Genomic DNA, 14,685 nt, shown 5'->3' on the forward strand with positions numbered 1-14,685 from the left:
CGCCTCGGTTGATGCGTCAGCGGCGCGGCCGACCGGCGCCCGCACGGCGTCCGGTCGGCCGGGCGGTCACCAGCCGCTGGGCAGCGGCCTGCCCTCGGCGAAACCGGCGGCGGACTGCACACCGAGCACCGCGCGTTCGTGGAACTCGGGCAGGGTGCGGGCGCCCGCGTAGGTGCAGGAGCTGCGTACACCCGAGCAGATGTGGTCGATCAGGTCCTCCACGCCCGGCCGCTCGGGGTCCAGGCGCATCCGCGAACTGGAGATGCCTTCCTCGAACAGCGCCTTGCGGGCCCGGTCGAAACCGCTGTCGGCGGCGGTGCGGGCGGCGACGGCACGCTTGGACGCCATGCCGAAGCTTTCCTTGTAGGCGTTGCCGTCGCGGTCGACGCGCAGGTCGCCGGGGGACTCGTAGGTGCCGGCGAACCAGGAGCCGATCATCACGTTCGACGCGCCCGCGGCCAGCGCCAGGGCCACGTCGCGGGGGTGGCGGACACCACCGTCGGCCCACACGTGCACGCCGAGTTCCTGTGCGGCGGCGGCACATTCGGCCACCGCGGAGAACTGAGGACGGCCCACACCGGTCATCATCCGGGTGGTGCACATCGCACCGGGGCCGACGCCGACCTTGATGATGGTCGCGCCCGCCTCGGCCAGGTCGCGGGTGCCCTCGGCGGAGACCACATTGCCCGCGACCAGCGGCAGCCCGAGGCCGAGATCGGCGACGGTGCGCAGGGATTCGAGCATCTTGGTCTGGTGGCCGTGGGCGGTGTCGAGGACGAGGACGTCGGCGCCCGCGTCGGCCAGTGCCTTCGCCTTGGCGGCCACGTCACCGTTGATGCCGACGGCGGCGGCGACGCGCAGTTTGCCCTCGGCGTCGACGGCCGGGGTGTAGATGCCCGCGCGGATGGCGCCGGTGCGGGTCATCACGCCCGCCAGGGTGCCGTCGGGGTGGGTGAGCACGGCGAGCTGGGTGTGTGAACCGGCGAGCCGGTCGAAGATGTCGCGGGGCGAGGCGTCGACGGGGGCCTGCACGAAATCGGTCTGGGCGATCTCGCGCAAGCGCGCGAATCGGTCGACGTCGGCGCAGGCGGCCTCGGTGACCACACCGACGGGTTTGCCGTCCTCGACGACGACCACCGCGCCGTGCGCGCGCTTGTGCATCAGCGCCAGCGCGTCGGACACCGCCGCGTCGGGGTCGAGGGTGACCGGGGTGTCGGCGGTGAGCGAGCGGCTCTTGACGAACGCGATGGTCTCGGCGGCCGCCGGGATCGGGAGATCCTGCGGCAGGACGACCAGTCCGCCGCGTCGGGCGACGGTCTCGGCCATCCGCTTACCGGCCACCGCAGTCATGTTCGCGACGACGAGGGGGATGGTGGTACCCGAGCCGTCGACGCTGGCCAGGTCCACATCGAACCGGGATGCGACATCCGTGCGGTTCGGGACGAGGAACAGGTCGTCGTAGGTCAGGTCGTACGGCGGCGGTGGGCCAGGAAGAAATCGCACTGTGCCGATGATAGCCGTGTGAGCGGTCCGGCGGGCGGATCAGTGCGGGGTGCTCCTGACACGACGCCGGAAACGGCGCGTGGCCGAACCGTAATCGGTTCGGCCACGCGGCGATTCTTCTGTGCGATCAGTTTGCGGAACGGTTGCGGTTGCCCGCCGGAGCCGCCGGACGACCGGCGCGCCGCCGCGAATTCGTCGGCGTGTCGCCGCTCCGGGCGTGTCCGCCGGCGCCCGCCGGCTTGCGGGAACGCGACTCACCGGTCGGACGGTCCCGGCGCGGCGCGCCCGAACCCCGGCTGTGCCCGCCCTCGGAAGCTGTTGCGCCACTGGGCCTTGCGCGGCGCGGACGACCCGCACCGGTCGAGGTCCGCGTCGGCTGTGCAGGTGCGGCGGGGGTGGCGAGCGCGATGCCGCTGGGCTTGCGGGCACCGGTGATGTCCACCAGCTTCCGGTCGCCGGGGCGGACATCGATACCGTCGGTCCGCACGCCCGCCTTGCGGGTCATCGCGGCCACGTCCTTGCGCTCCTCGTCGGTGACGAGGGTGACGACCACGCCGTCCTCGCCGGCCCGCGCGGTGCGGCCGGCGCGGTGCAGGTAGGCCTTGTGCTCGGCGGGCGGGTCGAAGTGAACGACCAGCGACACACCGTCGATGTGGATGCCGCGCGCGGCCACGTCGGTGGTGACCAGCACCGGCACCGACCCGTCGGCGAAGGCCGCCAGCGTGCGCACGCGATTGTTCTGTGCCTTGCCGCCGTGCAGCGAGCCCGCGTCGACACCGGCGCCGCGCAGCTGCTTGGCCAGACGATCGGCGCCGTGCTTGGTGCGCACGAACATGATGGTCAGGCCGTCGCGGGCGGCGATCTCGGTGGCGACGGTCCGCTTGATGTTCTTGTCGCGCACGAAGAACAGGTGGTGGGTCATGGTGCTCACCGACGCCTCGGCGGGCGCGGTGGAGTGGGTCACCGGGTTGCTCAGGTAGCGCTTCACGAGCTTGTCCACGTCACCGTCGAGGGTGGCCGAGAACAGCAGGCGCTGACCCTGCTTCGGGGTGCGGTCGAGCAGGCGGGTGACCTGGGGCAGGAACCCCATGTCGGCCATGTGGTCGGCCTCGTCGAGGGCGGTGATCGCCACGTCGGACAAGTCGGCATTGCGCTGCTTGATGAGGTCGTCGAGGCGGCCGGGAGTGGCGATCAGCAGGTCGACACCGCGCGCGAGGCGGTCGGCCTGCCGCTTGATCGGTGCACCACCGACGACGGAGGCGACACGCAGACCGAGCGAGCGAGCGGCATCTTCGAGCGCCTTCTCGATCTGGGTGGCGAGCTCACGGGTCGGTACGAGCACCAGGCCACGCGGGCGGCCCGGCTTGGACGGCGGGCCCTCGGCCAGGCGGGTGAGGATCGGCAGGCCGAAGGCGAGGGTCTTGCCCGAGCCGGTGGGGCCGCGACCCAGCACGTCACGCCCGGCGAGCGCGTCACCGATGGTGGCGGCCTGGATGGGGAAGGGCTTGTCGATGCCCGCGTTGCGCAGGGCCTGCACCAGGGCCACGGGCAGGCCTAGTTCGGTGAAGGTCGGTTCGGTCGCGTCGGAGACAGCAGAGGTGGACAAAATGGCCTTTCGTTGGGCTGCGAATCGCGCTGGAAGATCACCGGCGCCGATTACCCGAAACACGCGAACGGCGTACGGGGTGCGGCCCAGCAGGAAGGACCGATCTCCCAGGATAGGCGTGATTGCGTTCGCGTGGGTAAACAACCTGGTCAGCGGTAACGACGAGCGCCGGTCCGGCCAGGAGTGATCAGCAGGGTTCGGGGTGCCGCGCGTCGCGTCCGGCTCGGCTGGGTGATCGCCAGGTCAGCCGTGGAACAACCGGCTCAGTTCCTGCAGCCACGGCACCGCGACGGCGAGGGTGGGAACCACCAGAATCGCCGCCGATCCGAGGTAGGCCGCGGTGGCGATTCTCACGTCGCCGTTGGTGCCCGCGAGGCGCTGGATGCGGATGAGGGTGCTCGGACCGCCCGCGGCGAGCGCGCCCTGCGGTGCGGTCGATTTCGCGCACGCCACCAGGGCGCGGGCGAGTGGTTTGGGGCCGGTGACCTTCACCGCGGAGTCGTCGGCGAGCAGTTCGATGAGCAGTTTCACCGAACCGAGCGCGGCCTTGCTGCGGACCACCCGGGGGAACGCCTCGTGGACGGCGGTGAACGCCTCGAGCACCAGGTCGTGGCGGGCCCGCAGGTGCGAGCGCTCATGGCTCACGATCGCGGTGACCTCGGCGTCGTCGAGGCTGGTCAGCGTGCCTTCGCTGAGCACAACGCGCTGGCGGAGCCCGGGCAGGCAGTAGGCGATGGGTTCGGTGGCGGCGAGCACCCGGATGTCGGCGGCGCGGCGCACGGGACCGCTCTGATCGAGCAGATCGACCAGCATGCGGTGCCTGGACCGGCGGCGGCGGGTGTGCACGCCGACACGCACGATGGAGAACATCAGGCGCGCGCCGATCATCAGCGTCAGCGCGAACACGGTGACGTACACGAGCCACAGCGGCAGCCCGAGCGCGTCGATCTCCTTGGTGGGGGAGGTGGTCGGCCTACCGTCGGGGCCGGGAACGAGCAGCAGGCTGGCGATGGCCAGCCCGGAACCGAAGGCGCTGAGCACGGCGGCCAGCGCGATGGCTTGCCACAACACGACCGCTGCCCGCGGACTGCGGTGCGGCCAGGTAGCACGGCTGAGCAGCGCGGGAACTGGCCCTGCGAGTAGCAAGGCGAGACCTGCGAAGACTGCCGCGGTTGCGTTCATCGACTCTGCTCACTGCGTTGTGGGGCCAGGGGCGCTCACGTCGTTGTGAGAGCCGCCAGGGAGTCTAGCCGCTGTTTTCGTCGGATTCGAGCTTGGCCAGTGCCTCGCGCAGCGCATCGGCTTCGTCCTTGCCGACCTGTTCCACGAAGTGCACCAGCGCCGCGGCGCGGCTGCCCGCCGCGTCGGCCTGCTGCAACGCGTCGACCATCAGGCTCGCGACCAGTTCGTCACGGCTGTGTACCGGGGCGTACCGATGCGCGCGATCGTCGCGACGCTGCACAACCAAATCCTTTTTCGCCAGCCGCTGCAGCACGGTCATCACCGTGGTGTACGCGAGCTCGCGACGAGCCGCCAGTGCTTCGTGTACCTGCCGCACCGTGAGCGGTTCGTCGGCGGACCACAACTGGTCCATCACCGCTTTTTCGAGTTCGCCGAGACCTGCCATCCCTCCGATTTTACGGACTCAACGACAAAGATGCGTACTACAGATTGTCGTAACGGGGTGTTTGCTGGTGTGTCATTCGTCATACCCGGCCGCGCCGTGCACGTGGCGCGTGCCGATCGGCACGACCATCGGCCGCCCCGAGACCGGATCGGTGAGTACCTTCGCGTCGAGTCCGAACACCTCGGCGAGCAGTTCCGCGGTGATGATGTCGGCCGGTTTTCCCTGCGCGACGATGCGGCCCGACGCCATCACCACCAGTTCGTCGCTGTAGCGGATGGCGAGGTTGAGATCGTGCAGCACCATCACCACGGTGCGTCCGAATTCGGCATGCAAGCGGTCGACCAGGTCGAGGACTTCCAGCGAGTGCGCGAGGTCGAGATAGGTGGTCGGTTCGTCGAGCAGCAGGATGTCGGTGCCCTGGGCGAGTGCCATCGAGATCCAGGCGCGCTGCCGCTGCCCGCCGGACAACTCGTCGAGGGTGCGGTCGGCCAGGTCGGCGATGCCGGTCTGGGCCAGGGCGGCGGCGACCTCGGTCTCGTCGTCGGCCGACCACTGCCGCAGCCAGGACTGATGCGGGTGACGGCCGCGCGCGACGAGATCGGCGACGGTGAGCCCTTCCGGTGCGACGGGGGTCTGCGGCAACATGCCGATCACCCGCGCGACGTCCTTGGTCTTCATCGACGAGATGGCCTTGCCGTCGAGCACCACCTGGCCTTCGCGCGGACGAAGCAACCGGCCGAGCGACTTGAGCAGTGTCGACTTGCCGCACCCGTTCGGTCCGATCACCGTGGTGACCACGCCGGGGGTGATGTCGAGACTGAGCCCGTCGACGATCACCCGCTCGCCGTAGCCGAGGGAAACGGTGTCGGCGGCGAGGCGATGGGCGGGGCTGGTCATGAGAGCGTGGCCTTCCGGTTCATGCGGACGAGCAGGTAGAGCAGGAACGGCCCGCCGAGCGCGGCGGTGACGATACCGACCGGCAGGTCGACGGGCAGCAGTGCGCGCGAGATGATATCGGCGCCCGCCACCAGCGCGGCGCCGGTGAGCGCCGAGGCGATCAGCGGTTCGCCGGGCGTGCGGAACGCCATCCGGGCGATCTGCGGTGCGGCCAGCGCGACGAATCCGACGGGCCCGACGGCCGCGGTCGCCACCGAGGCGGCGACGACGGACGCACCGATCAGCAGCGCCTGCTGGGACTGGATGCGCACACCGAGCACCCGGGTCGATTCCTCGCCGAGGCGCAGCGCGGCCAGCGTGCGCGCCGAGACGAGCGCGACGACGGTGACCACGGTGAGCGCGATCGCGGCGGGCACGACACTGGACATGTCGGCCGCGTCGAGCGAGCCGTTGAGCCAGACCTGGGCGCGGGCGGCGTCGGTGAGGCTGGCGCGGGTGAGCAGCCAGCTGATCGCCGACATGAGCACCGCGTTCACGCCGATACCGATGAGCACGAGGCGGAAACCGGTGACACCGCGTTCCCCGCCACCACCGCGACCCCACGCGAGCAGGTAGATGACCACGGCGGTGAGCAGGCCACCCGCGAGCGCCGCCAGGGGGGCACCGACCGTCGCGACGAGACCCGTTGTCGCCCCGCCGCTTCCGACCAGCACGGCGACCGCGCCCACACTCGCGCCGGTGGTGATACCGAGCACGTCCGGCCCCGCCAGCGGGTTGTGCAGGATGGACTGCATCAGCGCGCCCGCAAGCCCGAGGGCGGCACCGACGACCACGGCGGTGAGCGCCCGGGGGAGTCGCGATTCGAGGACGATGAACCGCTGCGATCGGGACCCACCCCCGCCGAGGACATCGAGCACCCGGCTCAGCGGGACATAGGTGTCGCCGACGGCGATATCGACGCAGAACAGCACGAACACAGTCACGGCCAACGCGACGACGAAACCGAACATCACCGGGCGCAGCACCAGCGACAGCGGACCCACTCGCAAGGCCGGACGCACCTTGCGCAGATCGGCGGTCGTGTCGATGCCGGCGCTCACAGCGTCACCAGCTTCTTGCGGCGCACGAGGGCGATGAAGAACGGTGCGCCCAGCGCCGCCAGCATCACCCCGACCTGCAGTTCACCCGGCCGGGCGACGACGCGGCCGGTGATATCGGCCGCCAGCAGCAACAGTCCGCCCAGCAGGGCCGAGTAGGGAATCAGCCACCGGTTGTCGGGTCCGGTGACGATGCGAGCGATATGCGGGACCACCAGCCCGAGGAATGCGATCGGCCCGACCGCCGCGGTGGCCGCACCGCTGAGCAGCACCACCGCGGCCAGTCCGAACGCGCGCGCCCGGCCGATGTCGACACCGAGCCCGCGTGCCACATCGTCGCCGAGACCGAGCAGGTTCAAGGCGGGGGCGGCGGCCAGCGCCATGCCCAGTCCGATCACGAGGAACGGCAGGACCTGCCAGAACACGTCGGCCTCGCGGCCGTTGACCGTGCCGACCACCCAGAACCGGTAGGTGTCGAGCGCCGCGTTGTCGAGTACGACGACGGCGTTGGTCATCGCCTGCAGGAACGCGGTGACCGCCGCACCGGCGAGCACCAGGCTCAACGGACTGGCTTTGCCACCGCCGATCGAGGAGACGCCGAACACGATCGATCCCGCGATCGCCGACCCGGCGAAGGCGAACCAGATGTACTGACCCGGCGCGGTGAAGCCGAACAGATAGATGCTGAGCGCCGCCAGGAAGCCGGCGCCCGCATTCAGTCCTAACAATCCGGCATCAGCTAGCGGATTCCGGGTATACCCCTGGATGAGCGCGCCCGCGACCCCCAGCGCCATCCCGGCGATGAGGGCCAACGCGGTGCGCGGGAGACGCAGCTCACGCACGATTTCCTCGGCGGTGGAGCGGGCCGGGCATCGGAACGGGCCGCCGTCGCAGCCGAGAGCGTGTGTGACGGCGTCGAACACCGTGGACGGTGCGAGCGAGCGGGTGCCGATGGCGATGCTGGCCACCACTGCCACGGTGAGCAGTACAGCGAGCAGGGCAAGCCCGGTCAGACGACGGCGTCTGACGGTGCCAGGGTGGATCACGGCGACGAACTTCTCCTGCCTCGAAACCGGACACGACTTGTGAAGTCTGGTAAGCCTAACCTATGTTCCGAGACATCATCGTCACGGGAACCAACCGTTCGAGGAGGTTCGATGCCCGAGCCCGTCACCACCACCACGACCCGCACCACCCTCGCGTTCGATCGCGCCTGTGCGCGGTTGCAAGCCCTGCAACCGGAGCATCCGCGGGTCTATGCCGTGGCGGCGATGGCCGGACAGGGAAAACGGCGATGGTGGCATGTTCCGAACGGGTTGTCCGAGGGCCGCGTCGAACTGATGTACCGCAGGCACGCCGCGGAGATGATCAACGACGAGATCGCCGCCGAAGTGGTGGCGACCGCGCTCATCCACGCCGTCGTCGGCCGGGTCACCGCGCTGTTCGTGATGTCGGCGCAGGCCTGGGATCCGGGGCGCGACAACCTCTGGATCCACCACGACAACGACGGCGGTATCGATTGGGCGGGCTTGTCCGACACCACGATTCGCGTCGTCGACGGTGATCCGCAGGCCGCCGAACCCGGCACCGTCGCACTGCCCTGCGAGGCGGCGATGGCGGTGTGGCTGGTGCAGCGCAGCGCGTCGTCGCTGATCCCGCTGCAGTCGGTGCTCACCCGCTGCTCGGGTCTGCCCGCGCGCCGCTTCTGGCCGCTGGTCGGTGAATCCGTCGTGGGCGCGGCCACCTATGTGCCCGACCTGGCGCGCACCGATGCCGCCGCCGCGGCGCGGCGGGGCCAGTTGCTGCTCACCGCCTTCGAGGAGCGTGGTTTGCCCGTGCGGCGCAGCAGCGTGCTGCAGCGCTGAGCGCGTCGCGCGCTTCACCGGCGTGGTCGCGGGTATAGGTTCCGCATGACCGTTGTCCTGAAGCGGGCTGTCACCACGCCGCTGCTGTACTTCTTCATCCTCGGCGACATTCTGGGCGCCGGGGTGTACGTGCTGGTCGGTTCGGTGGCCCGGGAATCCGGCGGCGCCGTGTGGTTGCCGCTCGTTATCGCGCTGCTGCTGGCCACGCTCACCGCGGGTTCGTATGCGGAACTGGCGACGAAGTTCCCGAGGGCGGGCGGGTCGGCGCACTATGTCACCCGGGCGTTCGGGCCCGCGGCCGGGTCGTTCGTCGGTTTCTGCATGCTCGCCGCCGGTGTGGTGTCGGTGGGTGCGCTGGCCAGGGCGTTCGCGGGGGACTATCTACAGGCGCTGGTCTCGGTGCCGGTGGTCGTGGTGGTCGTGGTGTTTCTCGTGCTGCTCGCGGCGCTGAATATTCGCGGCATCCGGGAGTCGTTGGGCGCCAACGTGGCCGCCACGTTGGTCGAGGTCGGCGGGTTGCTGCTCATCATCGGACTCGGTCTGTGGGTGATGCTGCGTGGAGACGCCGACCTGAGCCGCCTCACCCAGGTCGGCACCGCCGAACAGGGTGCGGTCGGTGCGGTGCTGGCGGGCTCGGTGCTGGCGTTCTACTCGTTCGTCGGGTTCGAGACCTCGGTGAACCTGGCCGAGGAGGTGAAGGACCCACGCCGGTCCTACCCCACGGCGCTGTTCGGTGCGTTGCTCACCGCCGGGGTGGTGTACGCGCTGATCGGTGTGGTCGCCAGTGCCGCGGTGCCCACCGAGAAGCTGGCGGAGTCGAGCGGGCCGCTGCTGGAGGTGGTGCGGGTGGCCGGGGAGGTCCCCGACTGGTTGTTCAGTCTGATCGCGCTGGTCGCGGTCGCCAACGGGGCCCTGCTCACCGGCATCATGTCCTCGCGGTTGGCCTACGGCATGGCCCGCGACGGCCTGCTGCCGTCCGCGCTCGCCCGCATCCTGCCCGGCAGACGTACACCCTGGGTGGCGATCCTGGCGACTTCGGCGGTGTCGTTGCTGCTGGCACTGACCGGCGAAGTCGATTCGCTGGCAGCGACATTGGTGCTGTTGCTGCTGTTCGTCTTCGGTTCCGTCGACGCGGCGGTGCTGGTGTTGCGCCGCGAACCGGGCGAACCGGGACACTTCCGGATCCCGACGATCGTGCCCCTGCTCGGCCTGGCGTCGTGCCTGTTCCTGTTCACCCGCATCGACGGTGAGGTGTGGGCGCGCGGGCTGGTCCTCGTCGGTCTGGGTGCGGTGCTGGCGGTGGTGAACGCGATTCGTGCCCGCGGTGGTGTGGATGCGGAAAAACGGGTAGAGCCAGCCGAGGAGAGGAGGAAGTTCATGACCACACCACGCGACCGCGACGACGACACCGCCGAACCGAAAGGTGGACGGCCTGGCCCCCGTGACGAGGGCAAGGACGGTGGCATGGCCACCCGCGAAGTCGCCCCCGATGTCGCCGAGACCGACGAGGGTGCGCAGGAACCGCCGGACTAGCCTGCGGCACCCCGGGCGGCCACGGCGTCGCCGAGTCGCCGGAACGAGCTCAGCAGCAGGTCGCCGTAGTGGTCGGGGTCCGGCATCATCGCCGCGTTGGTGGTGACGGTGACGGCCAGCTCCGCGCCCTGCGAGGTGATGAGATGGCGCAGGCCGTCGCCGTCGTGGATCGGCAGCGCACCGAGCACGCGCACCAGGGGCCGTCCGCCGAACCGCAGGTCGTCGCGGACCGGCGGCACATTGCTGATCGTGGTGTTGCTCAACGGGATCGAGGTCGCCGCGTCGAACCGGCGCAGGGTGCGCGCCCAGCCCGCGGCTCGCAGCAGCAGTGCGGGCGCGGTCTCGACGCGCGACTCGGTGCGCAGCGTGGCCGGGTCGGCGGCGGTGGCTTTGGCCCGCTTCGCCGATTCCTCGATCGCGAGCAGACGACGCACGGGGTCGTCGATGTCGGTGTGCAGATCGACGAACATCTGGGTGAGCTGGTTCACCGAATCCCACTGCGCCACACCGCGCATCGACATGGGCACCATGGCTGCGAGGGAAGCCTCGGGTGTCTCGTCGCGCTCGGCCAGATAAGCCGCGAGCGCACCCGACACGGTGGCCAGCATCAGGTCGTTGACGGTGACCCGGATCGGGCACGCGGCCTGCACTGCACGGACCTCGGTCATCGGCAGGGTGACGACATGCATGGTCAGCGGTGCGTGGATATCGCGGTTGAAGCGGGTCACGGGTTGCTGGGTCACCGCGGTCCTGTCGCCGGGTACCCGGGTCCGGGCCATGCCGAGCGCGAATCGCGCGGGGGCGGTGAGCACAGTGGCGGCGGTGCGCACGGCCGCGCCGATCAGGTCGTCACCGCCGAGTTCGACCTCGGGGGCGGGCGCGTCGCCGAACAGTTTCGCCTCGAGTTCGCGGGTCGCGACGCCGTCGCAGACGCTGTGGTGGAGTTTGAGCACCACCACCGTCGCCGTCCCGATTCCCGGCACCTCACGTACCCGGTCCAGGACATGGATCTCCCACGGCGGCTTGACGAGATCCATTCTCGCCGAGGCGAGTTCGGTGATCCGGGTCTGTGCCGCAGGCCACGTACCCGGCGCGTCGAGGAAGACGTGATCGGCCATATTCGCCACCGGAGCGGGCACCCAGTACGGCAGGTCGAGATCGAAGGGGGTGCGGCGCAAGCGGCGGTGGAACAGGGGGGAGTGGCCGAGGCGAGCCCGCGCCCACTCGCGAACCTCACGCGTGGTCAGGGGCGCGGTGCCGTCGTCGGCGAAGAAGTACACCGCGACGATGTGGGAGAGGTGCCGGTCGGTCTCGTCGTAGACGAACACCGCGTCGCGCGGCGCCAACCGCCCGGGGCGTACCCGCAGGGTGCTCACAGGCCGAGTGCCGTCGCCATCATCGGCCAGGAAGCGTGCAAGTCGTCTTCCCAATAACCCCATGAATGAGTTCCGGTCGCGCGCATATTGTAGGTGATATTCGTACGGCCCAGTTCGCGTGTCCGCTGGGCCATTTGCGCGGTGCAATACATGGTCGCCGCTTCGATTCCGCCACCGACGAGCATTTGATTCTGCAGAATGGACGCGGGGTTTTTTCCTTCGACATGTACCCGCGGATTCGCGAGGGTGTCGTGCACGCCCGGCAATCCACTTCCCGCGGCGATATAGATCGGGATATCGGGCAGCCGATGCGCTTGTACATACGGGTCGTGCTCGCGCCAGGCGGCATCGCCTGCCGGTCCCCACATGTTCTCCACCTTGCCGCCGCCGAGGCGGACCACGAGCGAGACGAACTCGCGGCCCACCGGATCGCTCGTCATCGCGCAGCCGCTGTAGGAGGCGACGCTCCGGTAGAGCTGCGGAGCCTGGATGGCCAGGTCGAGGACCGAACTGCCCGCCATCGAGATGCCCGCGAGCGAGTTCACGCCCGTGGTGTCGAATGCCGCGTCGATCACCGGCGGCAACTCCTGGGTGAGGAAGGTGGTCCACTTGTTGACGCCGTTGTTCTTCAGGTTCTTCGCAAGTCCGGGGTCGGGCTGGTGCCAGTCGGTGTAGTAGCTGAACGCGCCTTCCATCGGCATCACGACATTGACGTGCTTACCGGCGAAGAACTCGGCCGCATTCGTCTGACCTGCCCAGTTGGCCGAATCCTCGCCGCCGCCCGCACCGTTGAGCAGATACAGCGTCGGGGCGGGCGTCGCGGTGTCGGCGGGGCGGAGCACGCGCAGCGCGATGGTGCGATCCATCGACGGCGAATAGACGCTGATCTCGGCGGTCTGGCCGTTCTGTCCGCGGCTCACCAGGTGGGCGCCGGGCGCGGCGGTCGCCCGCGGGCCGTCGGCGAGCACGGGAGCGGTGGCAAGGGCGGCGGCACAGGCCGCGGCGAGGAGGGTGCGGAATGCGGGTGTGTTCATCGGTGGTACGAGCCTGCTGACTTCTCGAAGAGCGACCGGGGGCCGGCCGATAGGCCGGCCCCCGTGACAGAGCTGAGGGCTACTTGCCGGGCGACGGCGTGCCGCCGCTGGCCGAGATGAGCGCCTGCACGAAGGGCAACGCCGCATTGCTGAGGCTGCCGGCGCCGGTCTCCAGCAGTTCGTAGAGGGATCCCATGTGTTTCTCCTGGTGGTGATGGGTGAATCAGGCTCGCGTCACGGGCGAGCCGGGTGACCGGACGGCCGGATTACGGGAAGAAGGCTTCCACCGAACCGAGGAAGACGGCCAGCAGACCATCGCCTTCGGCAGCCGAACCGAGTCCCGCGATGGCCGCGGTCAGAAGCTCACTCAACGAGCCCATGTATCTCTCCTTGCGTTGTGGCCACACCAGGCTTCGATGTGACGCCGGTAACGTAACCCGCCACCCAAGGTGTGGCAACCCGATGTTTCACTCCGCTCGAACTGTTCATATTTTTCTTCCGGCCGGAATCAACTTGTCGATTGCCGGAACATCCTGTCTGCACTAGGTGTGACCTGTGGTTACTGCCACTGTCTGGCACAGTTATCAGTCGGTTCGCGGGGAACAACGGTGTACGCGGAACGGGTGTCAAGGGGGCTTTTTTCCGCTCTGAACTGCAGCGGTGCGGAACGAGTCGGAGTCGAGTCCGGATGCTCGGCTGATGCGCGGGGGGCGCGATGGACGTCGTGTCCGCTCGGCTCGGAACGCGCGGCGGGCTCGTCGGTGGGGTGTTGCCGGGTGGACGCGCAAGCCCCTTGTTTCGGGGCTATGCCTCGGGGAGATCTGTCATGCTGCCGACGACGGGCCGTTGAGTCGTTATGTCGTTCCGCTATTGAAAGGTAACTCTTGCTCGGGCCTGTGAACGGGTCGGAGGGGCTCGTCGGCCCGCTCTCGACCCGTTCGCCTGGTCGCTACTTACCGGGCGACGGCGTGCCGCCGCTGGCCGAGATCAGCGCCTGCACGAACGGCAGTGCGCCGTCGCTGAGGCTGCCCGCCCCGGTCTGCAGCAATTCGTAGAGCGATCCCATGGTGTTCTCCTCGGTGAAATATCGGGTTGTTTACGGGAAGAAGGCTTCGACGGAGCCGAGGAACACGGCGAGCAAACCGTCCCCTTCGGCGGCGGAACCGAGTCCCGCAATTCCGGCCATCATCAATTCGGTGAGTGAACCCATATCAGTTCTCCTTGCGGCATTTTCGGATCTGCATCAGCGGCGGTCGCCCGTCGTGATGCCGGTAACGTAGCCGCCGGCCATTTCGCATCACCCGATTTTTGGCGGATCCGGACAATTCGTCCCGAGTTCTTTCCGACGGAAAGTATCTCGCCCGGTTGGCGAACGTCACTACCGCTGATGCTGTGACCTGTGGCGACGCACAAGGCTTGTCACGCGTCGCCCGTCCGTCGGGGAGCCGCGTCAATCCCCCTGTCCGCCACCGGCGTCGGGCAGCACGACCCGTCCGCCGGCAGTCGGGCATTCGGCGCGGCCGGTGACGAGCATCAGCAATTCCGCAGCAGTGCCCGTGACCTCCGTCCCCGATCCTGCTGTCCACCCGGTGTCGGTCGCGCACAGCCGGTGTCCGGCGAGCCGCTTGCGCGCGTGGAACGGGGCACCCATCGCCCATACCCGCTCCAGCGACCACTGTGCGGGCTCCGTGGGCGCGACCCGCTCGATCCCGAGCGGCACCGCGATGTCCTGTCCGTGTACGAGCAGGTCCATCAAGCGGTCGAGCGGCGTCGTACCGATCGGGGCCGTGCGTGACCCGATCGTTTCCCGCAGCTGTGCGAGCAGTTCCCCAGTGGTCGTCCGGTCGGCATACCGAACGGCACTGTCACGGATGAGCCGGTCGATATTTCCGCGCGCCCGCACCAGCTCCACCAGGATCGTCCCGAGGGTGAATCGGGTCGCGAGTACCAGATGGGCAACCACGTCGCGAACTCGCCACCCTGCGCACAATGACGCTGCGTCCCACTCGGATTCGTCGAACCCGGTCAGAAGTTCGACCAGTGTGGCGCGCTCCTCGGCCACGCGCCGCCAGACCATGTCCGCGCTCGGTTGTTCGGTGGTCATCCTGTCTCCTTCGGTCGATGTCGTCGGTACCGTAGGAGCTCCA

General features: G+C 69.2%; 12 protein-coding genes. 2 read left to right on the plus strand and 10 right to left on the minus strand.

Features of this window, described 5'->3' with window-relative positions:
• Positions 1–66 precede the first annotated feature (66 nt).
• From LDL21_RS16530 to LDL21_RS16560, 7 genes are all read right to left on the minus strand, one after another.
• On the minus strand, positions 67–1,503 hold the full coding sequence (locus LDL21_RS16530; protein ID WP_181698111.1) for a GuaB1 family IMP dehydrogenase-related protein: 1,437 nt from the start codon (positions 1,501–1,503) through the stop codon (positions 67–69).
• 127 nt (positions 1,504–1,630) lie between these two features.
• A complete protein-coding gene (locus LDL21_RS16535) occupies positions 1,631–3,109 on the minus strand; it encodes a DEAD/DEAH box helicase (RefSeq protein ID WP_220139353.1) in 1,479 nt (492 codons plus the stop codon).
• Positions 3,110–3,352: 243 nt separating this feature from the next.
• On the minus strand, positions 3,353–4,291 hold the full coding sequence (locus tag LDL21_RS16540) for a M56 family metallopeptidase (RefSeq protein WP_181698112.1): 939 nt from the start codon (positions 4,289–4,291) through the stop codon (positions 3,353–3,355).
• A gap of 64 nt (positions 4,292–4,355) precedes the next feature.
• Positions 4,356–4,745, minus strand: a complete 390-nt coding sequence (locus tag LDL21_RS16545; RefSeq protein WP_279537543.1) for a BlaI/MecI/CopY family transcriptional regulator — start codon at positions 4,743–4,745, stop codon at positions 4,356–4,358.
• A 63-nt stretch (positions 4,746–4,808) separates the two neighbouring features.
• Positions 4,809–5,633 carry an ABC transporter ATP-binding protein gene (locus tag LDL21_RS16550; protein ID WP_225280765.1) on the minus strand — a complete coding sequence of 275 codons (825 nt, stop codon included), beginning with the start codon at positions 5,631–5,633 and terminating at the stop codon, positions 4,809–4,811.
• Positions 5,630–6,643 carry a FecCD family ABC transporter permease gene (locus LDL21_RS16555; protein ID WP_225280852.1) on the minus strand — a complete coding sequence of 338 codons (1,014 nt, stop codon included), beginning with the start codon at positions 6,641–6,643 and terminating at the stop codon, positions 5,630–5,632. Before LDL21_RS16555 ends, LDL21_RS16550 begins: the two co-directional genes overlap by 4 nt.
• A gap of 86 nt (positions 6,644–6,729) precedes the next feature.
• On the minus strand, positions 6,730–7,776 hold the full coding sequence (locus tag LDL21_RS16560; protein WP_225280766.1) for a FecCD family ABC transporter permease: 1,047 nt from the start codon (positions 7,774–7,776) through the stop codon (positions 6,730–6,732).
• A gap of 111 nt (positions 7,777–7,887) precedes the next feature.
• Between LDL21_RS16560 and LDL21_RS16565 the strand changes: the two genes are divergently transcribed.
• Positions 7,888–8,595, plus strand: a complete 708-nt coding sequence (locus LDL21_RS16565; RefSeq protein WP_181698116.1) for a hypothetical protein — start codon at positions 7,888–7,890, stop codon at positions 8,593–8,595.
• Positions 8,596–8,640: 45 nt separating this feature from the next.
• Positions 8,641–10,128 carry an APC family permease gene (locus LDL21_RS16570; protein ID WP_225280767.1) on the plus strand — a complete coding sequence of 496 codons (1,488 nt, stop codon included), beginning with the start codon at positions 8,641–8,643 and terminating at the stop codon, positions 10,126–10,128.
• Here LDL21_RS16570 and LDL21_RS16575 read toward each other — a convergent pair.
• The 3 genes from LDL21_RS16575 to LDL21_RS16585 all read right to left on the minus strand — a co-directional run bounded on the left by LDL21_RS16575 (position 10,125) and on the right by LDL21_RS16585 (position 14,642).
• Positions 10,125–11,504, minus strand: coding sequence for a wax ester/triacylglycerol synthase family O-acyltransferase (locus LDL21_RS16575; RefSeq protein WP_225280768.1), 1,380 nt, complete (start codon positions 11,502–11,504; stop codon positions 10,125–10,127). The two genes, LDL21_RS16570 and LDL21_RS16575, sit on opposite strands and share 4 nt — an antisense overlap.
• Positions 11,501–12,538 (minus strand): alpha/beta hydrolase, encoded by a 1,038-nt coding sequence (locus LDL21_RS16580; RefSeq protein WP_225280769.1) that lies wholly within the window; start codon positions 12,536–12,538, stop codon positions 11,501–11,503. Before LDL21_RS16580 ends, LDL21_RS16575 begins: the two co-directional genes overlap by 4 nt.
• Positions 12,539–13,988: 1,450 nt before the next feature.
• The gene (locus LDL21_RS16585; RefSeq protein ID WP_225280770.1) at positions 13,989–14,642 is read right to left on the minus strand and encodes a maleylpyruvate isomerase family mycothiol-dependent enzyme; all 654 of its coding nucleotides are present in this window, start codon (positions 14,640–14,642) and stop codon (positions 13,989–13,991) included.
• Between the last annotated feature and the right edge of the window lie 43 nt (positions 14,643–14,685).

The organism is Nocardia rosealba (assembly GCF_020216065.1).
In the GTDB taxonomy this organism is placed as follows: domain Bacteria; phylum Actinomycetota; class Actinomycetes; order Mycobacteriales; family Mycobacteriaceae; genus Nocardia; species Nocardia rosealba.

What these genes read in the sequence shown, in the direction of transcription:
- LDL21_RS16540 (WP_181698112.1), bottom strand. Translation starts at nt 4,291, where the DNA reads ATGAACGCAACCGCGGCAGTCTTCGCAGGTCTCGCCTTGCTACTCGCA.
- LDL21_RS16550 (WP_225280765.1), bottom strand. Translation starts at nt 5,633, where the DNA reads ATGACCAGCCCCGCCCATCGCCTCGCCGCCGACACCGTTTCCCTCGGC.
- LDL21_RS16555 (WP_225280852.1), bottom strand. Translation starts at nt 6,643, where the DNA reads ATGTTCGGTTTCGTCGTCGCGTTGGCCGTGACTGTGTTCGTGCTGTTC.
- LDL21_RS16565 (WP_181698116.1), top strand. Translation starts at nt 7,888, where the DNA reads ATGCCCGAGCCCGTCACCACCACCACGACCCGCACCACCCTCGCGTTC.
- LDL21_RS16570 (WP_225280767.1), top strand. Translation starts at nt 8,641, where the DNA reads ATGACCGTTGTCCTGAAGCGGGCTGTCACCACGCCGCTGCTGTACTTC.
- LDL21_RS16580 (WP_225280769.1), bottom strand. Translation starts at nt 12,538, where the DNA reads ATGAACACACCCGCATTCCGCACCCTCCTCGCCGCGGCCTGTGCCGCC.
- LDL21_RS16585 (WP_225280770.1), bottom strand. Translation starts at nt 14,642, where the DNA reads ATGACCACCGAACAACCGAGCGCGGACATGGTCTGGCGGCGCGTGGCC.